Below are 22,002 nucleotides of genomic sequence, written 5' to 3'. Positions count from 1 at the left end.
TCCTGTTCAGAAAGACGTCATATCTCATATCATGTTAAGGAAAAAGAATACCTTTTCAACTTAATACATGATAAGGAGGATTTCTATGAAACGTGATATTAGAAAAGCGGTTGAAGAAATCAAAAGTGCTGGGATGGAGGATTTCTTACACCAAGATCCAAGTACTTTTGAATGCGATGATGATAAATTCACTCATCATAATTGTACAACTGGGGGTAAATGTCCAAGAACAAGATGTACTCGCGTGAAACATTGTACTTTCGTTACAAAATGTACGCATGTAAAAAAATGGACATTTGTTACGAAATGTACTCGTGTACGTGTTCAAAAATGGACATTTGTTACGAAAGTAACGCGTAGAAAAGAATGCGTTTTAGTTACAAAACGTACTCGCAGAAAACATTGTACTTTCGTTACAAAATGCATACGCTTTGAAAAGAAATTTTTCTGGACAAAACGAAGTTTCTGTAAAAAATGCGAATTCTTCCCTCACGGACACGGTCACTCTTGCGATGATTCATGTGATCATGGTAAAGACTGTCACGATGACGGGCACAAATGGAATGATTGCAAAGGCGGACATAAATTCCCATCTTGCAAAAACAAGAAATTCGATCACTTCTGGTATAAAAAACGTAATTGCTAGTTTTTATGCCTACAAAAAAAGGCCGTTTTGCGGCCTTTTTTACGTTTATTGAAAGTGACTTATATCTGCAAATTGCTTCACTTCACCTTTCCCTTCTTCAAATTCTATTATACTTAGACTAGCACTATGCATAAATGGATCATCCCATACATTTTCTATTTCAATACCCGCAAAATGTCCTACAAGTAGTTTTGCCGCTGCCGCATGGGAAACAATTAATATACTTTCTCCTTTATGCTTTTCTAAAAGAAGCTGTATCCCATCCATTACCCTTTTATGAACAGCCGCAAAATTTTCTCCCGATGTTGACTGGAAAAGATGTGGCTCATACCAAAACAACTGTATTTCGTCTGGGTACTGCCTTTCTATATCATCGACTGTCTGTCCTTCCCATATACCCATGTTAATTTCATAGAAATGCTCATCCGCGATTATCGGTATATCACGTTCGCCCTTTATTAACTCTGCAGTATGAAGGGTTCTTTCACTCGGACTACTATAGATCGCATCGATAGATAAATCTTTCATTCGATCTCCTAATTGCTTAGCTTGTAACATACCATTTTCAGTTAAAGCAGAATTTTTCCTGCCTTGCATTCGTTTCTCTACATTCCATTCCGTTTCACCATGCCTTGTTACATATACCGTTGTCTTCACTTCAATTCCCCCTTACCATGTCGGCCGCAATTCCCACGGTTCTACTCGTCCTACAATCCATTCATCACATTTACTTTCAATTCCTTTTATTACTCCATCCGATATTTCTTCATGAGTAAGCCATCTTCCGTATGTATCTTCTAATATAAAACCTAATATTATTCTATGATAGCTACATCGCGTACCGCCTATTTTTTGTGAGGCTATTCTCGACGCTTTACTGCCTAAAATATGAAAAACGTTGTATGTTTCAGACGACAAGTCTAATTCTCTACAAATGAGTGATAATGCATCCTTTGCACTTGAGTGTATCCATGCGACAACCAATGTTATTGGGCCATTCCTCTCAATTGTGTTTTTAATAGCTAACTTTACATCGTCATCATGATGATAATCTAACGGAAGGCATGTGATACTTTCAGGTGTGGTACTCTCCCGTTTAACATTTTCTAATTTCACTTCATCTCTTCCAATAATAGAAACATGAAACCCTTGCTCACAAAGCCACATAGACACCCTCTTTAGCATTCCCGTTCCACCAATTACTAACGCATGCAACTTCTTCCCCCCTTAGTAAAATGTCATATGAGGTTTATCTTCCCTATAATAATTAATTCGGTCTTGCAATGTCCCTGAATGAAACTCAAACTTATGTCCATCAGGATCAACAAAATATATAGACTCACAATCTCTTACATCCCGTTCTCTTCCTTGTAAAATATGAACATCATTTTCTTCTAATCGCTGTATTAGACGTTCAAAGTCTTCTTGTTCAACAGAAAATGCAATGTGCGTATAAGATTGATGAATCTCATTTCTCGGAATATGTTTCTCTTCATTAAGTGCTATCCATACTCCACATATGTTAAAATACGCCAATTTTCTCCCTTTAACTAATAATTCTCCCCCTAATACTTTTTCATAAAACATAATAGAGTTTTCTAAATTAGACACTGAAAAACAAAGATGATTGATTCCCCTTAACAACTATAATTCCTCCTTATACAAAAAAGATGAGCGAAAATTCACTCACCTTTTATTATACTATTTTTTTGTAATATATGCCCATTTATAACTGAAGTCCCCGCCAAACGTATGATTAGCAATACCTTTTACAAACGGCTTCTCTAAATAAGCTGTGCTTTGTTGATACGTAGGAGAAATGGCAGCATCTTGACCAATTAAGATTTTTTCAGCTTCCGCAAGTGCATTCCAGCGTGCTTTATCATCTTTTAATAGCTCTCCTTTTGATTTCGCTACTAAATCATCATACTTCGGATTAGAATAATTCATTTCATTAAATGAGCTTCCAGTAACAAACATATCAATATAAGTCATTGGATCTGGATAGTCAGGGCTCCATGCAGATAATGAGAATTCATATTCGAATTTCTTTTCTAAATCTAGCTTCTGCTTGTATGGTTGCTGTTTCAAATTCACTTTAATACCAGGTAAGTTTTTCTCTAATTCTTCTTTAATAAAGTCGCCTACTTTTTTACGGCTACCATTATCATCATTTAGTAATTCAACCGTAATTGTATCTTGACCAAGCTCTTTCTTAGCTTCTTCCCATAATTTTTTTGCTTTCGCTGCGTTATCTTTACTATCACGGAAGTTTTTATTTACAGAGCGGAAGTCTTTTCCATCCGGACCTGTCGTGAATTTTTCAGGTACTAAGAAATATGCTGGCAAAGAACCGTCATTTAAAATGACATCAGCAATTCCTTTTTTATCGTATGCTAAATCAATCGCTTCACGTACTTTTTGGTTTTTAAATGTTGCATTTTTTTGGTTAAAACGCAAGAAATACATACGTGGATCTAACTTCGTTTTAAATTCATCTGGCTTATTCTTTTTATATTTATCAACAAATTCAGAAGTTAAAATAACTCGATTTGCTTGATCACTATCATATAAATTTACTCCAGTGCTTGTTTCCTTCACAATACTTACATTAATTTCGTCTAACTTTACAGTATCTTTATCCCAATAATTAGGATTTTTCTTTAACTGATAATTTTGTTCATGTTTCCATTGACTCATTGTAAATGGTCCATTATATAATAATTTATCTGCTTCTAATCCGTATTTATCTCCTTGCTCTTTCACATATTTTTCATTTAATGGGAAAAATGTAGGGAACGACGTAAGCTCAAGAAAATAAGGTGCTGGTTGCTCTAATTCTACTACCAACGTTTTATCATCCTTCGCTTTAACACCCAATTGATCTGATGGTAATTCTCCTTTATTTACTTTCTGTGCATTTTTCACATCAAATAAAATGAATGCATATTCTGCCGCTATTGCTTTATCTAATGTACGTTGCCATGCATATACAAAATCTTGTGCTCGAACTGGATCACCATTTGACCATTTCGCATCACGTAATTCAAATGTATATGTCTTTTTATCTTCACTAATCTTCACATCTTTTGCCATGCCTGGTGTTGGTTTATTATCTTTATCTAGACGATATAAACCTTCCATTGCATTTACAAATACACGGAAAGATACAGAATCCGTTGATTTAGATGTATCCATTGAAGGAATTTCAGCTGTTTCTAGCAAATTTAAAACTTGTTTATCTGCCATTCCCTTATTCGATTCTTTCTTCGTTGTCGAAGCCTTCTCACCATTCCCACATCCTGCAACCAATACACTCGTCGTTAACGCAAGTGCAGCAATTGTTGTTGTCTTTCTCTTCATTCTTCCTTCCCCCAATCTATATGTATAAGTTAAATCTTGTATAATATATTTCATTATACAAAAGATTCTGATTATTTTAAATATTTATTTTAACAAACATAGAAAAAAGCGGTCGGAAGTTTCTTTCCAGCCGCTTTTTTGAATCGCATTTACTTGTAATCCATCCTCTATATCAAATGGATTTTGAACCTTAAATATTTCGTCCATCATCTTCAAAAACTCTTCTTCATTTTTAGATTCACCATTAACCGTAAGCGAGTACGGTTCCACTTCACCCAATTTATAATCGACAACAAATTGAATCGTCACCTTTTGTTTTGGTGCTCCCGCGTTATATCCTTGGAATTCTACTAATTCTAACCCTTCCGTTCCACGATAATATATCCAACCTGAATTTTGAAAATAATTTTCGAAAGATTCACCTATTGAAAAGAAAGGATATTCATAAAGCGAGCTTGTACGAACCTTTTGTATAACGTCTCGATCAGTCGGAAAAAAGAAATGACTAAAAAATATGCTAGCAACTGCTAAAATAGTAACAATTGTCGCTCCCATTTTGCTCGTTCCGCCGCTATCATGGATAAGATAGTTTTCAACTGATTTATCTTTTATTTCTCTTGCTTTTATTCGGTATATACGTCTTTCCGCAAATTGATAGTATAATCCATTTGCAAAAATCCCCATTCCAAACAGAATAAAAATGAGTAATAAAAACGTAAGAGGCACCATATTAATGATTGGCAGTGCTACATTGAAACCCATATAATAAGAAAACGCATCACACGCTACTAATAACAATACAAATAATGCTGCCGGTAAATAGTACTTACGATATCCAAGCCAACCTATATTGAAAATAGTTGCCCAACCATTCCAGCTCCACCTAGCAATCCGCTTATTCTCAAGCTCCCATTTCCTTTTGTAATACGGATATTGTCTCCCTACATATACTTCTAGTTCTTTATCTATTAACGAGCTACTTTCACCTTGTTCATTATCCAACTTTCGCTGACAACTTGCACAATTTAACTGTTCCTCCTCGCAAGGTTGCCCACAATTTATACATTTCAAAACAATCCCTCTTCCCATCCATACGTCATTTCAAAATACCTTCGTGTTTTAATAACCACTCTTTCCTCCATAAACCACCAGCATATCCAACAAGCTTTCCACTCTTTCCTATTACACGGTGACATGGAACGATTATTGAAATTGGATTCCGACTATTTGCCCCTCCTATCGCCCGTACAGCTTTCGTATTTCCAACCTTCTCTGCAATATCTAAATATGAAGCACTTACGCCATAAGGGATAGTATAAAGCGCATCCCATACATTTTTTTGAAATACTGTTCCCTCAGCAGATAGCGGGACTGTGAACTCTTTTCTTTTCCCCTTAAAATATTCATCTAGCTCATTTATACATTGATCTATTATTTCATTTTTATGTTCTTCTTGTCTCTCATCAACAAATATAACAGACGTAATTCCTTTATCGTTCGCTGTAATTTCCAGCAAGCCTAATTCACTTTCATAATAAGCCTGGTACATATGTCATCCTCCAATTCAATTCATATTAATTATTGTAACACGAATAGACAAAATTTTTCGTATAAGCGTTTTATTAGGGAAACAAAAACAAGAATGATACAATGTAAGAAAATTCAATCTAGGAGGCTATTGGATGAATTCTGAACTTTTTTCACCTTATACAATTAAGGACGTTACATTAAAAAACCGTATCGTTATGTCACCTATGTGCATGTATTCATCAGAAAACGAGGATGGCCAAGTAACTAATTTCCATCACGTTCATTACGGAACAAGAGCTGCTGGTCAAGTTGGTTTAGTTATGATCGAAGCAACAGCCGTGTTACCTGAAGGAAGAATTTCTAATAAAGACCTAGGTATATGGGATGATAGCCTAATTGAAGGCTTACATAAAACGACAACTTTTATACATGATAACGGCGCAAAAGCCGCCATTCAACTTGCTCACGCCGGAAGAAAAGCTGAATTAGAAACGGATGCTCTCGCTCCATCCGCAATTCCGTTTAATGAAACTATGAAAATCCCAGTAGAAATGAGTATACAGCAAATAAAAAAGACCATATTAGCTTTTCAAGAGGCTGCAATACGATCCAAACAAGCTGGATTTGACGTTATTGAAATACACGGCGCTCACGGTTATCTTATTAATGAATTTCTTTCTCCACTTTCTAATAAACGGACCGATGAATATGGAGGTTCACCTGAAAATCGCTATCGTTTCTTACGTGAAATCATTGACTCAATAAATGAAGTTTGGAACGGACCGTTATTTGTTCGTATTTCAGCAAACGATTATCATCCTGACGGTTTAACGGTTCAAGATTACGTTCCATATACAAACTGGATGAAAGAACAAGGAGTAGATTTAATTGATTGTAGTTCTGGAGCTGTTGTTCCGGCACACATCGATGTATATCCCGGGTATCAAGTGCAATATGCTAAACATATTAAAGAACATGCTAACATTGCAACTGGGGCTGTTGGTTTGATTACGAATGGAGTACAGGCAGAACAAATTTTAAATAATAACGAAGCAGATTTAATTTTTATCGGACGTGAGTTACTTCGCAATCCTTACTTTCCAAGAATAGCCGCCAATGAACTTAGTTTTGAGTTAGAAGAACCGTATCAATACAAACGAGCACCGGGGAAACTCCATACAAATAAATAAAACCGAGAATAATATGTACTACTGAATCTAGAGGAATAAAAAGTATACTATAAGATAACGTATGTTATTTCATAATATCGTTTTAAGGTGGATCAACATTTTGCTTGATACACCTATTTTTTTATGTATTTATCTCCCTTTCTGAATATGTGACAGGGTTAAAAATCGAATTCCACAATCATGATTACGAAAAAAAACAATTCCTCAGATTAAGTGAGAAATTGTTTTTTCATATAGTAGTATTCTACATATTAATTCGTTTGTTTCGTTTATAACTCCAACAATTTTAAGTATCATTTACAAATAAGAACGATGCGCTGGCCATGAACCTTGAAGCTTGCGAAGTTGCACAATTTGCCCGGTATGATAAGCATCGTGCAAAAGGATGTTCATATATTGTTGCCAAATTGGTAGAGAAGGAGTTAATTGATTTAGTTCTGCTTCTTGAAGGGATATTAATGCAGATTGTAAGGCATCATGCACTTGAATTGTTCGCAACACTGTTTGTTGCCAAGCATCCTCATCATTACGTCCACCTTGGACAAACGTTTCATCATTATTTTGTGGCGCCACAAATGTTTCATCTTGATGCAAGCGGGCAAGTAAGCGTTCTTTAAAGATAAGTAAATGGTTTACATTTTCCCAAATCGTATTACTAGCCTCTCCTTCTGGTTGCCAACATGCTTGTGCAGCAGTAAGGTGCTTTAACGCGTCTGATAAAGGTGGATACCATTCTTCTTCGTAAAACACTTGCTTAATTCCATTTTGCAACATTTCTTTTTTACTCATTCTTATATCCTCCTTTTGCAAATCTCCCAAAAATACGGAGTAGTACATATAGGACTTTTATACCTTCGGAACCCAATTCCCTTCAGATTTTACTCAAACAGATTATTTCCAAATAGAAAGTATATTCTATTTGATTTATTGGCATTACAAACAATGGATATATGATAGTAGTATATTTTCAAATGAAGTGAAACATTCTTATAAGACGAAATCATCCGTTAGTATAATACGACTCTAAAAATAGCATTGCAATAAACGAGGTCACTTGTCGTACTAGAGTTGGAGACGTATAAAGTGAAACTTTAATCCGCGGGGGTTTTGCTGTCCACAAATAGCGGGATAAGAATGCGATTTGCATAATAAATTATCGTAAAAAAGGAGTGGGATTCCCACTCCTTTTTTACTTTCTTATAATTGCTAAACTACATGTATTTACTATTCATTCAAGATTCAAACTTGATTTTTAATACATGCCATTTTTCACGTTTTTTATTCTATCGTTGTAATTTCATTTGAGTTATAAATATAAATACCCGTTTCTTCTCTCAATGCAGTTATATACATCCCTTTCGCCACATCTTTCGCTGAAATTGGTTTATACTTTTTGAAAGCCCCTTTAAATATAAAAGGAATGATACGAGATAACTTTTCAGCCATTCGTTCACCGAAACGAAATTCTTGTCGATTTCCTACTAATAAAGATGGCCTAAAAATGTGAATACCACCAATGACTAACTTTTGTAATTCCTCTTCCATTCTCCCTTTAACTTGCGAATAAAAGAAAAACGATTTAGGTTTTGCTCCCATTGAAGACACAACAAGGAAATTTTGTACCCCTTGTTTTTCAGCTAAACAAGCAGCTCGTAACGTATATTCATAATCTACCTTTTTGAAATTTGCCTTTGTTTTTGCTTTTTTGATTGTTGTTCCTAGACAACTAAATACGTCATCTACAGCAAAAAACTCTTTATATTCCTCTAACATCGAAAAATCTATTTGCTTTTGCTGTAATTTTTCATGTTGCCATTGCATTGGTTCCCTTACAAAAATAGTAACCGAATCGTAGTAATCTGATTCAAGTAATAGACGCGTTATCTCTTGTCCAACTAAACCACTTGCACCAAGTACTAACGCTGTTCGCTTATTCATATATGCATATACCTCTTATTTTACTTTTCTCTCCTTCAGTAAAATACAACTTTTAGGAGTTTCCTGCTCTCATTTTACCACAAGTAAAGCACTATGCGTACGCATAGTGCTTTACTCACTCTTTTTTCTCATCTTTCTCTCGCAATTTTGTTACTGTTGATGCATCTCCTAAATTACTTATTAATCTTCTTAAAAAAATTAAGACTAATGCTAATGGTAATACTACCGCTAATATCAATAAAATAGCTTCCATTAAGTAACCCAAACACTCATCCCCCTCTACACCCTCCTTTCAAATATATGAACGTAGCGTTGTCACATATGCATGCATTCCTAAAAATAATACATCCAAATTTGACAACTTTATAACAAAAACAAATCGGAATGATTATTATTTATTGCAACTTTATAAAAGATGTATTATACTAAGTTCGCAAACTAAAACGTAATTATTCCGTTTTGTATTAAAATGATATTTTTCTTCTATAATTGGGGAAAATATATCCGTAAAAAAAGAAAAGAGGAGAACTTCATGCCTAAAAGATTGACTATATTTTCATTCTTACTTATTTTCACTTTAATTTTTACTGGCTGCTCAAATAAAAAAGAAGGTAATGCCAAGAAAGACGGAAAGCTAACTGTTTATACTACTATTTTTCCTCTTGCAGATTTTGCAAAAAAAATTGGTGGCGACTATGTAACTGTTGAAGCGATTTACCCACCTGGTGCAGATTCACATACATTTGAACCAAGTCAAAAACAAACAGTACAAGTTGCAAAAGCCGATTTATTCGTTTATAACGGCGCTGAATTAGAACCATTTGCTGAAAAAATGGAAAAAGCATTACAAAAAGAAAATGTTAAAATTGTAAATGCATCAAAAGGTATTGAACTGCGTACTCCTACTGAAGAAGAGCATCATGATCACGGAGACGGCCATAAAGAGGATGAACATCATCACGATAAAGACCCACACATTTGGTTAGACCCTACTCTAGCAATGAAACAGGCAGAAAAAATTAAAAATGCACTTGTAGAATTACAGCCTGATCATAAACAAGAGTTCGAAAAAAATTTCGCAGCACTGCAAACAAAATTTACTGATTTAGATGATCAATTTAAAGCAGCTGTTGCGAATGCAAAAACGAAAGACATTTTAGTTTCTCATGCGGCTTATGGATACTGGGAACAACGCTATGGCCTGAAACAAATTGCTATCGCTGGTATTTCAGCTTCTAATGAACCATCTCAAAAACAGCTTGCTGACATTACAAAAACAGTAAAAGAACATAATCTACAATATATTTTATTTGAAACATTCTCTACACCAAAGGTAGCGTCCGTAATTCAAAAAGAGACGGGTACAAAAATTTTACGCTTAAATCATCTTGCTACTATTTCTGAAGATGATGCGAAGAGCAATAAAGATTACTTCACTTTAATGGAAGAAAACGTAAATACATTAAAAGAAGCTACTAACTAATCAAATTTTTAAAAGAAGCTGAATATGTCATTCAGCTTCTTTTTTATTTGTTCTTACTTGACTTGACCAAAATAACAAGTAAAATTATCCATATTAGCTTTTAAGCTATATTAATTTAGAAGGTGAGTTGGAATTATGACTCTTCACATTTGTGAAGTTACAGCAAAAAATTGGCGTTCGGTAGCTGCTTTAAACGTCGCAAAAGACCAGCAGCAATTTATTGAAAGCAATGCGTTTTCTCTAGCAGAATCATTATATGAGGGAAACGGAACGTCAGTAGGTTTATATGATGGAGAAACACTTGTAGGATACGCAATGTATGGATGGTATTGGGAAAAACGTAAAAGTGTGTGGTTAGATCGCTTTATGATTGACGAGCAATATCAAGGAAAAGGATACGCAAAACGTTTCCTTCGCATACTCATTCAATTCTTACAAGATAAATTTGAATGTAAAATAATTTATTTAAGTTTACATCCAGACAACAAACTCGCAATGGGATTATACGAGTCATTTGGTTTCCGTTTAAATGGTGATATTGATGACGAAGGTCCAGTTGTAGGTGTTGTAATGGAGTTACTATTAGATGAACATACAAGCCTGTGAAAACAGGCTTTTTATTATCCTTCGTTTTTTGCAATCTAGCATTTTTCTACAAAATACTTAGTTAAGTTAAAAAAATAAGCCTGCAATATATGCAGACTTATTTCACACACTCCCCGAAATGTTCTTGGAACCATTCTTTATTAATATCTTTTCCGATAAACACAACTTCACTTACTCGTTCTTCGCCCTCTTGCCACTCTCTATCATATGATGCAGCAAACAGTGTATGCACACCTTGGAAAACGATACGTTTATCTACTCCATCAATCGATAAAATTCCTTTGTAGCGATATAAATACTCCCCTAGCTCTTGAACGACAGCTGACATCCACTCATTTAGTTTTTGTAAATCTAACGGTCGCTCTTCGCGTAGTACAAACGACTTTACCCCTTCTAGATGATTATGCTCTTTATGAGGATAAATTTGTAACGTATCTTTCGTTTTAAACGTTTGAATTTGTAGTAACGATGGAATATCTACATCACAGTTAGTCGCCTCGATTAACTTTGCAGTTGGGTTAATACCTTGCAGTTCCTGCAATAGATTTTCCTTTTCACTTTCATCCACTAAATCTAATTTATTTACTAAAACGACATCAGCAAATGCAATTTGTTCCTTTGCTTCTAGTCCTTTTTCAAAATGTTTATGTATATGATAACTATCTACTACTGTTACAACGCCGTTAATTTGGTATGCAGATTGAATCACAGGATCTAAAAAGAATGTTTGAATAATCGGACCTGGATTTGCAAGACCAGTCGTTTCAATTACTAATCCATCAAATTCCATTTTACCTTCTGCTTTTACGTCCAGTAATTGTTTTAAAGCGACTAGTAAATCTTCACGTACAGTACAACATAAACATCCATTCGTCATCTCCATAATCTCTTCTTCGACATTCATAATCAGCTGATTATCAATACCAATTTGTCCTATTTCATTTACAATCACTGCTAATTTATGACCGTGATTTTCTGATAAAATGCGATTTAATAATGTCGTTTTCCCTGATCCAAGAAAACCAGTTAATATTGTTACTGGAATCATTTCGTACATCTCCTTATAGCTATATGTTTTTACATTATAGCATATAGAGAAAATCGTTTTTGTAGCAAAACATATTTATTGTATGTACGACACTGTAACTATATAATAATATGTAGCAAGAAAGCCTTTTCAAAAAATGATTCATTCATCAAGGAGGTACTTATAATGGAACGAGTTCAAATGGCCGAAACACTAGAATTTTCTCGTATTATTCAAGGTTTTTGGCGTTTAGCAGAATGGAATATGCCAAAGCAAGAGTTACTTTCTTTTATGGAAGCTTGTATGGATATGGGAATTACTACTTTCGATCATGCTGATATTTATGGCGGATATACGTGTGAAGGATTATTTGGAGAAGCGTTACAACTCAAGCCTTCCTTACGCGAAGACATGCAAATTATCACAAAATGTGGAATCGCTCCCCCATCACCAAAATTTCCAGAGAGATATGTTGCGCACTACAATACGAGTGCTGAACATATAATAAAAAGCGCGGAAGACTCACTACAAAACTTACATACAGATTATATTGATGTACTGCTCATTCATCGCCCTGATCCATTTATGGATCCAAATGAAGTAGCAGAAGCGTTCTCACGCTTAAAGCAAGAAGGAAAAGTCCGTCACTTCGGTGTATCTAACTTTTTACCTTCACAGTTTAATATGTTAAGTTCTTATTTAGATTTCCCGCTCATTACAAATCAAATTGAAGTATCTGCGATGCAGCTTGAACATTTCGAAAAAGGGACAATTGATTTATGCCAAGAAAAGCGAATCAATCCTATGATTTGGTCGCCTCTTGCTGGCGGAGAAATCTTTACTGGTCAATCAGAACGTGCTGTACGTTTACGTGAAACTTTACAGAAGGTTGCTACTGAACTAGATGTTACTAGCATCGATACAGTTATGTATGCATGGCTGCTTGCTCATCCAGCTAACATGATGCCAATCGTTGGATCTGGTAAATTAGATCGTGTTAAAACAGCCGCCCTTGCTACAAAAGTTAATTTAGATCGTCAACAATGGTTTACAATTTTCGAAAGCTCTAATGGACATCCTGTACCATAATACACAAAAAGAAGAGCTGTTTCTTTACAGCTCTTCTTTTTCATATGTATTTCTAGTCATGGCAAATACACACATATCCCTTAATCCATTTCCATCTACCGCTACACTCGCACTTTCCAATGTACCTTCTAACTTAAATCCTAATTTCTCAGGTATCGCTCTACTCTTCTTATTTAAAGAATCACATCGAATTTCTACGCGATTTGCTTTCAGCTCAGAAAAAGCATAATCTGTTATACCCTTTGCAGCCTCTACCATATAACCCTTTCCACTAAACCTTGAATCAATCCAATACCCAATTTCAAATTGAGGTATATCCCAATTAATACGATGCAATCCAGCTGATGCAATAAATTCACCTGTTTCTTTCGAAAAAACTAGTAATCTTAAATCCTCACGCTGTAAAAATTGAATATGCGATTTTCTAATGCTCACTTCTACTTCTTCCTCTGTTTGCTCTTTTTGTGCAAAAACCATCCAAGGTTTTAATTCTTTCATAGAAGCTTGAATTGCATCGTATACAGATTTACCGTCACCCGGTTTCGACATTCGAATAAATAGCCTATCAGTATAAAATTCAGAAGGAAAATCAAATAATAACGGATTCACTTTCAACACTCCTTTTAATTCTTTTATATATAATAATATCCATCTCAAACTATACAGTAAAGAAATTTCTGAATTTTATACATTTTAATTATTTACCTCTACCGCTACACGAACTCCAGATTCAATTGCACCTTGTATCCATCCGTGATATAACGTTGTATGATCACCTGCAAAGTATAATCTCCCCTCTGGTTTTATAATCGCTGGTTGTAGCTCAGATTCTTGACCTGCCTGAAATAGCGCAAATCCTCCAAGTGCATATGGATCCAATGTCCAACTTTTTGATATGCCAGACATGAACTCATCATATACTTGACCGCCTAATATGGTCGCTAAATTTTGTAGTGTGTAATAAATACGATCACCTTTTGATAACCCATCCCATAACAACGCATCATAAGACCATGTATAGCTTCCTAACATCATAGCAGGTCCTTTTTCTCCAATTCCGTGACTTGGATAATAGGCGTAACGAATTGGTAAATCCGTTATAATTCTGCCACCTAATTGTCCTTGTTCTTCCCAAAATCGACTTTTAAATTGAATTCCTATTTTCGTCGCTGGCATATAATGCAATTCACGAATCGCTTTCCATTTTTCATGAGATATAGAATTAAATGGATCTACTTCCACAAAGCGCATTGTCGAAAATGGAATTGTAATAATAACTAAATCCCCTGTAATACTACTATACTCAAAAGTTTCCTCGTTTCGATAGAAAGCTGTCACACCATTATCATGTTGTTGTAGCTTCATTAATTTTTGATTATATATAATATTTTCTTCTAATTGTGGTAAAAAGGACTTCGGTAATCTATCATTCCCGCCTACTATTTCACAAAATCCACTCTCCACTTGCATAATATATAAAAAGCGTAACGTCTCAACAAATGACCTTTCCAAAAAACCTTCTAAATCTAATAAAACACCAATCATCTCGATTGTTACTGGTGAAAAGTAAGTATTATATTGATAAGGGTAATACTTTAAAAATTGTCCTGTAGAGTATCTCCCAAAATCCTTTACTACAATATCCCAATTTTTCTCTGGGTTCTTTTTTATAAAATTTATAATGGGCTGCACCGCTAACATTAATAGCTCCTCAGACGTTTTCCCAACTTCATTCATTTCCACAGGATACTTTAATATACTTGGATCTTTTTCATATTGTTTTAATGTCGTTTTTCGGCCATTTACGTAAACGATATCTGTCTCATTCCTATTAATAAAAGGGCTTACCTGTAGCCCGAATTTTCTTATATATGCCATCGTTAATGTGTGCGAATACGGAATTCTCATTGCCCCAACATCTAAATATAATCCGGTATCTTCCATTCTAACCGTCTCTATGCGGCCACCTACCCGGTTGTTTGCTTCAAAAATCTTCACATCATGTCCTGCAGCTTTTAATAAAGATGCCGAAACCAACCCAGCCATACCGGCCCCTACTACTATAATTCGCTTCGGACGAGTCGTCTTCTTTAACCCTTTATTTATAACTTTTAACGTTTCATCCATCTCAGTGTTATACATTATATCTTTCTGCACAATTCCACCCCTTACTTCATAAAGTGAAACTATAATCAGTGGGGGGTCTTCCCCTACTGATTATTAGTTGAACCAATCGGGCTTTTATGGGCATTAGTGGTTTAGTGCATTTTATTCATAAATTCCTATAAACATAACAACATAGAAAGAGGAATATTCACTAAAAGTACATAAGAGTTAGCTTTCACACCTCTTCACGCTTCGTATAATATAGCAACAGCAAAGAAGGAGTGTTTAAAAATGAAACAAACTTACGACTACCACGCTACAAAGAAGTATTTAGAAGAAAAGAAACAACAACTATGCAACAAACTTAGTTGTAAGCATCTATCTAAAAAAGAGCGTGAACAACTAAAACTTGAGATTGATAACTACGAATATATATTAAATTTAGCCGAAATGAATCATTATGAACGAGGATTTTCTCGTTAAAAGTAAATATAGAATTTATCCACTTTTTATTTTGAGCATTTTATTACGCATTTTTCGTAAGTAAATATATAATAGGATGTACATTAAGATTGAGAGGTATATTCTATGATCAAATTAAGCGTATTAGACCAATCACCTATTTCAGATGGTAGTACAGCAGCCCAAGCTTTTTCACATACAGTTACACTTGCGCAAGAAGTTGAAAAACTCGGATATACACGCTTTTGGGTATCGGAGCATCACAACTCTGTCAGCCTTGCTGGTTCAAGTCCTGAAATACTTATTTCACATATTGCAGCAAAAACAGATCGTATGAGAGTGGGTTCAGGTGGTGTTATGTTGCCACACTATAGCCCATATAAAGTTGCTGAGAATTTCCGTGTTTTAGAAGCGCTTTATCCAAATCGTATTGATCTTGGTGTCGGCAGAGCACCTGGTGGTATGCCAATTGCAACTCGCGCACTTCAAGAAGGCAAAATGGTCTCACTTGATCAATACCCAGAACAAATTGCAGATGTTGCAATGTACTTACATGATCAAGTACCAGAAAACCATCATTATGCAAATTTAAAGGCTACTCCTGTCATTCCAACATCTCCCGAGATGTGGATGCTTGGTTCTAGCGGAGAGAGTGCAATGATTGCCGCAAAACAAGGTGCTTCTTTTGCATTCGCACAGTTCATTAACGGATACGGTGGCCCTGAAGTAATGAATGCTTATCAAGAACAGTTCCAACCTTCTTATTTAGGAGATAAACCAAAATCAATCGTCTCTATTTTTGTTATTTGCGGAGAAACGAATGAAGAGGCGGAAAAAATTGCTTCTAGTTTAGATTTATCAATCTTATTACTAGAACAAGGAAAGCGTACAACTGGTACTCCTTCTATCGAAACTGCACAAAATTATTCATACAGCGCTTATGATTTATTCCGTATAAAAGAAAATCGTCAACGTATGATCGTCGGTGATCCATCTTCTGTGAAAGAACAAATCGTAAACTTAAGCAAAGCGTACAATACTGATGAATTTATGATTGTCACAATTACTCATCGATTTGAAGATAAATTGAATTCTTATCGCTTACTAGCAAATGCTTTTCATTTATAATGACAAAAGGGAGATACATCAATTATGATGCATCTCCCTTTTTTACTACTTATTATTTTTGTCGTCTATATATTCAATAGCTTCTTTTAATAGTTCATCAAAATCCTTAGGATAATCATGATTTAAATTGGGTATAACTTTAAACTCATGTTCTATATTCTTATCTCTTAATAATTGTACAAATTGCTGCGTACATTCGAAAGAATCTTCATCTTGATCCCCACACACTATATATCCCTTTATATTTTTATTCTGTAACACTTCCAACAACTCATTCCATTCTTCAATCTCTGGAAGCCACGGCGCCACAAAAATAAAACCATCTACATCTATATCTTTTTGTAAAATTGTATACAAAGCTACTCTTGCGCCAGCAGAAAAACCACCAATTATTACACTTTCTACTGTATGATTTTCTATAAACATAACGTAATGCTCTTTTAATTCCTCTTTCCCTCTATGTTTATCATCCCAAACAAATCCATCTGAAAACTGAATTTGCGAAGATTGTGGTAAAGCTAACGTATAATCTTGTGTCAAAACAGATTTCCAATATGGTTCTATTATTTCTATATTTTCTTGATCCCCGTGCATTGCAATAAATAGTTTTCCTTCTTTATTGCTGTCTAAATATTTCACGTCTGCTCGTTCTGTTTTCTTTGCTAATTCTTCTCTTTCTTTACATAATTGAACCATTTTATGAAACTCTTCAAATTTATGTAGTGGTGTTAAATCATCGTCCGAAATTAAATACTCATTTCCGTACCAAAATCCATTGTCTATAATAGCTTCCTTCATTATCTGTAACGCTTCTTCTTCAAGCCCCGCTGCACTCGCTAGCGCATATTTAAAATTATATATTTGCGCTTTATTCCCCACTACACCTTTAGCATGCTCCATTATATAAGTGTACGCTTCCAAACTCCCTTTATTTGCGTAACAATGTAACGTTTCATTTAATAATTGAATGTAAGTCATACTATTTTTCATACATCCATTCCCCCGTAATCTTTTATAATATTTATTTCTCAAACCTTTATACCATTCTGTAATCACTGTATATAACTCACGCTAACAATACTTAATCATTACTTCTCTTCGTCCAATAAGTTTAGTATAAAATTTAATAAACTGAAAAATCAATATTTTACTAAACAAAAAAAGACAACAATATATTTATTGTTGTTTTCAATACATCTACCCACTCTTTTGTTTTTTTCTGTCTGGTTTACTTGAAACTAAATAGTGTTTTTCTGAAATATATAAGTCTCTTTTTAATATACGATTTAAATACGGCCCTAATTTCATCCCGCATATAAGGCGATCTTCACTACCTTCAACAATTGGAAACATTTCTTTTTCTGTTACGTATTGATCTACTGCTTTTTGTACGATATCAATTTCTTTAACTAGGTTTAGATTTTCTTCTGTATGTTCAAATACCTCAAGCGTTTCCTTCGTAATAAGAAAACTATTTGTTGGAAATGCAAGTAAATACGGCTTTAACAAATCATAATTTACTGTATAATCATCATTTACTAATACTGTATAAACAATATTAGCATTCGTTTCTAGAAATTTAGCCATCGCTTGTTCTAATTCATCTTTCGTAATTTCACGCTCTTCTTTTCCAGTTCTGAAAAAGCGAAACATTGCATCGCCTCCTTTTTACTATATTATAGCATAAAAGAAAACTGAAAAATGACAAAAAAAGCCATTGAAAGAATTTTTCAATGACTTTTTTCTTTATATACTTATATTTATTTTAAGAACGCACTTAGCATCCATACATGTTGTTCTAATGTTGTATGAATCGCTAACAACATGTCTGCTGATGTTTCATCGCCAGCTTCGCCAGCAACTTCCATACCTTCTTTTAATTCTTGAATAAGTGCAGAGTAATCATTCACTAATGTTTGCACCATTTCTTCTGCAGATTCCTTGCTTGTCCCTTCACTCACACTAGATGTTGCAAGATATTCTTTCATTGTCGCTAGCGGTTTACCTTCCAACGCTAAAATACGTTCTGCTAATTCATCAATATTTGTTCCAGCTTCATTGTAAAACTCTTCAAATTTCTCATGTAACGTAAAGAAGTGTGGTCCTGTCACATACCAGTGATAATTATGTAGTTTCACATATAACACATTCCAGTTTGCTACCTGCTTGTTTAATACTTCAACAACATTTGTTTTCGTACTCATACAATCCACTCCTCTTATCATTTCATAATGTTTATCTTTTAATAACCTAGTTACATGTTACCATACATTTCCTATCCTTTCGAACGATTGGCTCATATGTAACAAAGTTTTAACACCTTTAATACTTCCCTAATATCTTTTAATTCATGTATGTTTTCAAACACTTCATACGTCTAATTGTCCAAGCTCATACATATGCATAATAGTAAATCAAGCTCATCGTAGTAGAAAGAGGGATAACATGGACAATCAACAATGGCAAGTAGCAAAGAAGGTCGCTGCTACTTATATTGGAACAGTCGTTGGAGCTGGATTTGCTACTGGACGAGAAATCGTTGAATTTTTTACAGTGAACGGATTATATGGAACAATTGGCATATGTGTAAGTGGATTTTTTTTTATTTGGCTTGGCACAAAGATGATGTTACTTTCATCACAAATCGGTGCATTTTCAGCGCAAGAATTTAACAAATATTTATTTGGGGATGTAGTTGGCAATGTTGTAAACACACTATTATTACTCGTATTATTTGGTGTAACGAGCGTTATGTTATCAGGAGCTGGGGCGGTATTTGAAGAGCAACTTCGTTTACCAAGACAACTTGGTATTTTCATTATATTGATCGCCTGTCTCATTATAGGTAGTCGCGGATTACAAGGGGTTTTTGAAGTTAATACACTTGTCGTACCTATTATGATGATTTTTATTATCGGACTTGCTATTACAACTTTTTTTCACGGTACAACTCCTATTAGTGACACTATTCCTGCAGAAAGCTGGAATATGAAGTGGATTACTAGTCCTATTACATATGTCGCCTTAAATCTTTCTCTCGCCCAAAGCGTTCTCGTCCCGTTAGCCAGTGAAGTAAAAGATCGAAAGGCCATTTTATGGGGCGGTATTTTAGGCGGTGCAGGACTTTCTTTAATTTTATTATGTAGCCATTTAGCTATTTTATCAGTCGATCAATTTTATCAATATAATATCCCAATGGCTGAAGTCATAAGAAAATTCAATGCAACTTTTCACTTTTTCTTTGTTCTTATCATTTTCGGTGAAGTGTTCACAACTTTAGTTGGTAATGTGTTCGGAATGACAAAACAAATTCAATCCATCACCAGATGGAAAAGTAACAATATTATTTTCTTCATTTTACTAATTAGTTATTGCTTTAGTTACATTGGTTACAGTGAATTACTCCACATTCTATATCCTATAATTGGATGGGTCAGCATCATTTTACTGCCAATTATTGCTTTTAAACAACTTCAAAAAACATAAAAGAAGCATCCATGTTATTGGATGCTTCTTTTATGTTCATTCACAATCATCGCATACTTCCCAGTACGGCCCCATTTCGAGTGCTAAATATGGCTTTAATTGCAACCGAATCATCCGACTAGGCATACGTTCTAAAACGAATTGAATTCCTTCTTCCTCTTCGTCTAATTCAACTTTTGAAATCGCAATTCTTTGCATAGTAGAAATAGGCATTCCATCTTTATATAAAGTGATTTTCACCTCATCATATTCATTAAAATACAATTCAACACTCATTTGATTTTTCAACAGTTCATCAACAATTTCATATTTATCATTTCGTTCCTGGATTATATATTTCCAGCCGCCTCTACCTTCTTCTTTCGGAGCTGCTTGAAATAATGTCATCAAATCCTCGTATAGCATAAGATAACCCCTCTCTTACTAAAAAACGATGAGTATTTTATATACCCTTTATCTCTATCACTATCCATATGTATTGTACCATATATCGTCGTTTTTACCGTATTCATTTGCTTCATAATTGCATGTAAAACACCTGATTCTCTTCATTATTATATGAATTGTCTCTCATTATATTTCTTAATATGCTTCTAACGCTTTCCAATCATATCAAACATAAGTAAATGCACTCTTTGTCCATCCTCCGCTTAGTATTTCCTTACAATCACAAAAAAGAAGAGTGACTTTTATCACTCCCCTTAAAAGAATTTCCCCGTAGCTACTAACGCTAATACTAGTATTAAAATTGTAAATAATAATGATACGATGAAACTAAAAATAGGTAATGCTTTCTTTTCATTCTTCTTAAAGAGTAACTTTAAACTAAGAAAGATGTTTACTGGTACAAGTATAAAATAAAAATATTTAACAATTTGCACCGAACTATTCGAAAGTGTTTTTAAAATAAACACTTCAATTAGAAAGACAATAAAAAATGAAATACTTAACCAAAATGAGACATAACTAAGCCAAGAATGTCTTTTGGTACCCCAATAAACTCCCATAGTAATCTCCTTTATTTGCATTTTATACGATTATAATTATACACAAAGCAAACAAATACCTCTATTTTTCGACAAATATCATACAAAATATACCTTTAAATATTATAAAGATACTCTCAATCTCATTTCATTTTACATAATAAAAACAGACTACTCCAATAGCATACTGCTATTTTGGAGATAGTCTGTCCTCTGTTAAACTTTAAATCTTTCAATTAACCCTTGTAACTCTTCAGCCATTTGAGATAATGTACCAGCCGCCGAACTAATCTCCTCAATGGACGCTAGTTGTTCTTCTGCTGATGCTGCAACGTTTTGAGTACTCGTCGCATTGTTCTGTGCTGTCATTGCAATTTGACCTACTGAAATAGACACTTCATTTGCACCTTTTGACATCCCGTTAGCCGTTTCAACCATCGTTTTAATTTGATCTGCAATTTCATTTGTAGATAGTAAAATCTCAGTAAAGTTTTGCTTCGTTTCATTCGCAATAACAAGTCCAGATTGAACTTCTTCATTTACATGCCCCATTGATTTTACCGTCTTACTCATGTCATCTTGTATTTCACATATTAATTTACTAATTTCACTAGAAGATACACTAGACTTCTCCGCCAATTTACGTACTTCATCTGCAACAATCGCAAATCCTCTTCCGTGCTCTCCTGCTCTTGCAGCTTCAATTGCCGCATTCAAAGCTAGAAGATTCGTTTGATCTGCAATATTTTGAATGACTTCTAGTATGTCACCAATTTGTTTTGATTTATTATTTAGCAACTGTATAACTTCATCTGATTGTGAAACAGATTCTGCAATAGACTGCATTTGATTTACTGTTTTTCCTACTAGTTTCCCGCCATCTTCTGCTTTTTCACGAGTATGAGCAGAAGCCGTACTAATTGATGATGAACTATTTGCTACATGCTGAATTCCTTCTGTTA

25 protein-coding genes and 1 pseudogene are annotated in these 22,002 nt (G+C 34.5%); 8 read left to right on the top strand and 18 right to left on the bottom strand.

The features are described from left to right. Positions 1-85: 85 nt before the first annotated feature. Positions 86-646 (top strand): exosporium protein ExsB, encoded by a 561-nt coding sequence (exsB, locus tag CER22_RS14885; protein WP_088609010.1) that lies wholly within the window; start codon positions 86-88, stop codon positions 644-646. Between the two features lie 45 nt (positions 647-691). Here the strand turns inward: exsB and CER22_RS14880 are convergent, their stop codons facing one another. From CER22_RS14880 to CER22_RS14855, 6 genes are all read right to left on the bottom strand, one after another. Then, on the bottom strand, positions 692-1,303 hold the full coding sequence (locus CER22_RS14880) for a phosphoserine phosphatase 1 (RefSeq protein WP_088609009.1): 612 nt from the start codon (positions 1,301-1,303) through the stop codon (positions 692-694). Positions 1,304-1,315: 12 nt separating this feature from the next. Next, positions 1,316-1,861, bottom strand: coding sequence for a short-chain dehydrogenase (locus CER22_RS14875; protein ID WP_088063111.1), 546 nt, complete (start codon positions 1,859-1,861; stop codon positions 1,316-1,318). Between the two features lie 12 nt (positions 1,862-1,873). Next, positions 1,874-2,290 (bottom strand): FosBx1 family fosfomycin resistance bacillithiol transferase, encoded by a 417-nt coding sequence (fosB, locus tag CER22_RS14870; protein ID WP_088063110.1) that lies wholly within the window; start codon positions 2,288-2,290, stop codon positions 1,874-1,876. A 57-nt stretch (positions 2,291-2,347) separates the two neighbouring features. Beyond that, positions 2,348-4,009: a peptide ABC transporter substrate-binding protein gene (locus tag CER22_RS14865; RefSeq protein WP_088609008.1), complete on the bottom strand. Its 1,662-nt coding sequence runs from the start codon at positions 4,007-4,009 to the stop codon at positions 2,348-2,350. A gap of 84 nt (positions 4,010-4,093) precedes the next feature. Beyond that, a complete protein-coding gene (locus CER22_RS14860; RefSeq protein ID WP_088609007.1) occupies positions 4,094-5,098 on the bottom strand; it encodes a DUF2628 domain-containing protein in 1,005 nt (334 codons plus the stop codon). Positions 5,099-5,105: 7 nt separating this feature from the next. Next, complete coding sequence (locus tag CER22_RS14855; RefSeq protein WP_046959201.1) at positions 5,106-5,558, bottom strand: methylated-DNA--[protein]-cysteine S-methyltransferase; 453 nt, start codon at positions 5,556-5,558, stop codon at positions 5,106-5,108. Positions 5,559-5,691: 133 nt separating this feature from the next. On the opposite strand from CER22_RS14855, the gene namA reads away from it, so the two are divergent. Further along, positions 5,692-6,729: an NADPH dehydrogenase NamA gene (gene namA / locus CER22_RS14850; RefSeq protein WP_087982772.1), complete on the top strand. Its 1,038-nt coding sequence runs from the start codon at positions 5,692-5,694 to the stop codon at positions 6,727-6,729. Between the two features lie 297 nt (positions 6,730-7,026). Here namA and CER22_RS14845 read toward each other — a convergent pair whose 3' ends face one another. The 3 genes from CER22_RS14845 to CER22_RS33070 form a co-directional block, all read right to left on the bottom strand. After that, positions 7,027-7,518, bottom strand: a complete 492-nt coding sequence (locus CER22_RS14845) for a DinB family protein (protein ID WP_088063107.1) — start codon at positions 7,516-7,518, stop codon at positions 7,027-7,029. A gap of 489 nt (positions 7,519-8,007) precedes the next feature. Then, entirely contained in the window at positions 8,008-8,667 is a 660-nt protein-coding gene (locus CER22_RS14840; RefSeq protein ID WP_048559679.1) for an oxidoreductase, read from the bottom strand. Positions 8,668-8,782: 115 nt separating this feature from the next. After that, positions 8,783-8,932, bottom strand: a complete 150-nt coding sequence (locus tag CER22_RS33070; RefSeq protein WP_000540925.1) for a hypothetical protein — start codon at positions 8,930-8,932, stop codon at positions 8,783-8,785. A gap of 267 nt (positions 8,933-9,199) precedes the next feature. Between CER22_RS33070 and CER22_RS14830 the strand changes: the two genes are divergently transcribed. Further along, a complete protein-coding gene (locus tag CER22_RS14830) occupies positions 9,200-10,150 on the top strand; it encodes a metal ABC transporter substrate-binding protein (RefSeq protein ID WP_088609006.1) in 951 nt (316 codons plus the stop codon). Positions 10,151-10,285: 135 nt separating this feature from the next. Continuing rightward, positions 10,286-10,756, top strand: a complete 471-nt coding sequence (locus CER22_RS14825) for a GNAT family N-acetyltransferase (protein ID WP_088063105.1) — start codon at positions 10,286-10,288, stop codon at positions 10,754-10,756. A 97-nt stretch (positions 10,757-10,853) separates the two neighbouring features. Here the strand turns inward: CER22_RS14825 and CER22_RS14820 are convergent, their stop codons facing one another. After that, positions 10,854-11,804 (bottom strand): CobW family GTP-binding protein, encoded by a 951-nt coding sequence (locus tag CER22_RS14820; RefSeq protein WP_000613417.1) that lies wholly within the window; start codon positions 11,802-11,804, stop codon positions 10,854-10,856. 165 nt (positions 11,805-11,969) lie between these two features. Here CER22_RS14820 and CER22_RS14815 point away from each other — a divergent pair, with 165 nt between their 5' ends. Beyond that, positions 11,970-12,872: an aldo/keto reductase gene (locus tag CER22_RS14815; protein ID WP_088063104.1), complete on the top strand. Its 903-nt coding sequence runs from the start codon at positions 11,970-11,972 to the stop codon at positions 12,870-12,872. Positions 12,873-12,896: 24 nt separating this feature from the next. Here CER22_RS14815 and CER22_RS14810 read toward each other — a convergent pair whose 3' ends face one another. Next, the gene (locus CER22_RS14810) at positions 12,897-13,481 is read right to left on the bottom strand and encodes a GNAT family N-acetyltransferase (RefSeq protein WP_088609005.1); all 585 of its coding nucleotides are present in this window, start codon (positions 13,479-13,481) and stop codon (positions 12,897-12,899) included. A gap of 84 nt (positions 13,482-13,565) precedes the next feature. Continuing rightward, the gene (locus tag CER22_RS14805) at positions 13,566-15,029 is read right to left on the bottom strand and encodes a flavin monoamine oxidase family protein (RefSeq protein ID WP_098649353.1); all 1,464 of its coding nucleotides are present in this window, start codon (positions 15,027-15,029) and stop codon (positions 13,566-13,568) included. Between the two features lie 240 nt (positions 15,030-15,269). On the opposite strand from CER22_RS14805, the gene CER22_RS14800 reads away from it, so the two are divergent. Next, positions 15,270-15,461, top strand: a complete 192-nt coding sequence (locus CER22_RS14800) for a DUF3896 family protein (RefSeq protein ID WP_048543153.1) — start codon at positions 15,270-15,272, stop codon at positions 15,459-15,461. 105 nt (positions 15,462-15,566) lie between these two features. Beyond that, entirely contained in the window at positions 15,567-16,568 is a 1,002-nt protein-coding gene (locus tag CER22_RS14795) for an LLM class flavin-dependent oxidoreductase (protein WP_048543155.1), read from the top strand. A gap of 45 nt (positions 16,569-16,613) precedes the next feature. Here the strand turns inward: CER22_RS14795 and CER22_RS14790 are convergent, their stop codons facing one another. From CER22_RS14790 to CER22_RS14780, 3 genes are all read right to left on the bottom strand, one after another. Then, the gene (locus CER22_RS14790) at positions 16,614-17,558 is read right to left on the bottom strand and encodes an alpha/beta hydrolase (protein WP_088063102.1); all 945 of its coding nucleotides are present in this window, start codon (positions 17,556-17,558) and stop codon (positions 16,614-16,616) included. A gap of 207 nt (positions 17,559-17,765) precedes the next feature. After that, positions 17,766-18,221 carry a DUF3939 domain-containing protein gene (locus CER22_RS14785; protein WP_060490081.1) on the bottom strand — a complete coding sequence of 152 codons (456 nt, stop codon included), beginning with the start codon at positions 18,219-18,221 and terminating at the stop codon, positions 17,766-17,768. A 107-nt stretch (positions 18,222-18,328) separates the two neighbouring features. Then, positions 18,329-18,772, bottom strand: a complete 444-nt coding sequence (locus CER22_RS14780) for a Dps family protein (RefSeq protein WP_000105195.1) — start codon at positions 18,770-18,772, stop codon at positions 18,329-18,331. Between the two features lie 241 nt (positions 18,773-19,013). Here CER22_RS14780 and CER22_RS14775 point away from each other — a divergent pair, with 241 nt between their 5' ends. Continuing rightward, the gene (locus CER22_RS14775; protein WP_087982788.1) at positions 19,014-20,054 is read left to right on the top strand and encodes a YkvI family membrane protein; all 1,041 of its coding nucleotides are present in this window, start codon (positions 19,014-19,016) and stop codon (positions 20,052-20,054) included. A 36-nt stretch (positions 20,055-20,090) separates the two neighbouring features. Here CER22_RS14775 and CER22_RS14770 read toward each other — a convergent pair whose 3' ends face one another. The 3 genes and pseudogenes from CER22_RS14770 to CER22_RS34290 all read right to left on the bottom strand — a co-directional run. Further along, entirely contained in the window at positions 20,091-20,459 is a 369-nt protein-coding gene (locus tag CER22_RS14770) for a DUF3979 family protein (protein ID WP_000965083.1), read from the bottom strand. A gap of 296 nt (positions 20,460-20,755) precedes the next feature. Beyond that, positions 20,756-21,061, bottom strand: a complete 306-nt coding sequence (locus CER22_RS14765; protein WP_000539573.1) for a hypothetical protein — start codon at positions 21,059-21,061, stop codon at positions 20,756-20,758. A 195-nt stretch (positions 21,062-21,256) separates the two neighbouring features. Beyond that, positions 21,257-21,892 (bottom strand): annotated as a pseudogene (locus tag CER22_RS34290) (methyl-accepting chemotaxis protein); the annotation flags it as partial. Positions 21,893-22,002 lie beyond the last annotated feature (110 nt).

Source organism: Bacillus sp. K2I17 (assembly GCF_002209985.1).
Lineage (GTDB): Bacteria > Bacillota > Bacilli > Bacillales > Bacillaceae_G > Bacillus_A > Bacillus_A wiedmannii.
Note: the sequence above shows the minus strand (reverse complement) of the source record. Positions and strands in the feature narration are given on the sequence as shown.

Excerpts from the sequence above, each read along its gene's own strand:
- namA (WP_087982772.1), top strand. The coding sequence starts at position 5,692 with ATGAATTCTGAACTTTTTTCACCTTATACAATTAAGGACGTTACATTA.
- CER22_RS14770 (WP_000965083.1), bottom strand. The coding sequence starts at position 20,459 with ATGCTATACGAGGATTTGATGACATTATTTCAAGCAGCTCCGAAAGAA.
- CER22_RS14840 (WP_048559679.1), bottom strand. The coding sequence starts at position 8,667 with ATGAATAAGCGAACAGCGTTAGTACTTGGTGCAAGTGGTTTAGTTGGA.
- CER22_RS14795 (WP_048543155.1), top strand. The coding sequence starts at position 15,567 with ATGATCAAATTAAGCGTATTAGACCAATCACCTATTTCAGATGGTAGT.
- CER22_RS14790 (WP_088063102.1), bottom strand. The coding sequence starts at position 17,558 with ATGAAAAATAGTATGACTTACATTCAATTATTAAATGAAACGTTACAT.
- CER22_RS14820 (WP_000613417.1), bottom strand. The coding sequence starts at position 11,804 with ATGATTCCAGTAACAATATTAACTGGTTTTCTTGGATCAGGGAAAACG.
- exsB (WP_088609010.1), top strand. The coding sequence starts at position 86 with ATGAAACGTGATATTAGAAAAGCGGTTGAAGAAATCAAAAGTGCTGGG.
- CER22_RS14785 (WP_060490081.1), bottom strand. The coding sequence starts at position 18,221 with ATGTTTCGCTTTTTCAGAACTGGAAAAGAAGAGCGTGAAATTACGAAA.
- CER22_RS14815 (WP_088063104.1), top strand. The coding sequence starts at position 11,970 with ATGGAACGAGTTCAAATGGCCGAAACACTAGAATTTTCTCGTATTATT.
- CER22_RS14780 (WP_000105195.1), bottom strand. The coding sequence starts at position 18,772 with ATGAGTACGAAAACAAATGTTGTTGAAGTATTAAACAAGCAGGTAGCA.
- CER22_RS14865 (WP_088609008.1), bottom strand. The coding sequence starts at position 4,009 with ATGAAGAGAAAGACAACAACAATTGCTGCACTTGCGTTAACGACGAGT.
- CER22_RS14860 (WP_088609007.1), bottom strand. The coding sequence starts at position 5,098 with ATGGGAAGAGGGATTGTTTTGAAATGTATAAATTGTGGGCAACCTTGC.
- CER22_RS14800 (WP_048543153.1), top strand. The coding sequence starts at position 15,270 with ATGAAACAAACTTACGACTACCACGCTACAAAGAAGTATTTAGAAGAA.
- CER22_RS14775 (WP_087982788.1), top strand. The coding sequence starts at position 19,014 with ATGGACAATCAACAATGGCAAGTAGCAAAGAAGGTCGCTGCTACTTAT.
- CER22_RS14845 (WP_088063107.1), bottom strand. The coding sequence starts at position 7,518 with ATGAGTAAAAAAGAAATGTTGCAAAATGGAATTAAGCAAGTGTTTTAC.
- CER22_RS14855 (WP_046959201.1), bottom strand. The coding sequence starts at position 5,558 with ATGTACCAGGCTTATTATGAAAGTGAATTAGGCTTGCTGGAAATTACA.
- CER22_RS14825 (WP_088063105.1), top strand. The coding sequence starts at position 10,286 with ATGACTCTTCACATTTGTGAAGTTACAGCAAAAAATTGGCGTTCGGTA.
- CER22_RS14765 (WP_000539573.1), bottom strand. The coding sequence starts at position 21,061 with ATGGGAGTTTATTGGGGTACCAAAAGACATTCTTGGCTTAGTTATGTC.
- CER22_RS14830 (WP_088609006.1), top strand. The coding sequence starts at position 9,200 with ATGCCTAAAAGATTGACTATATTTTCATTCTTACTTATTTTCACTTTA.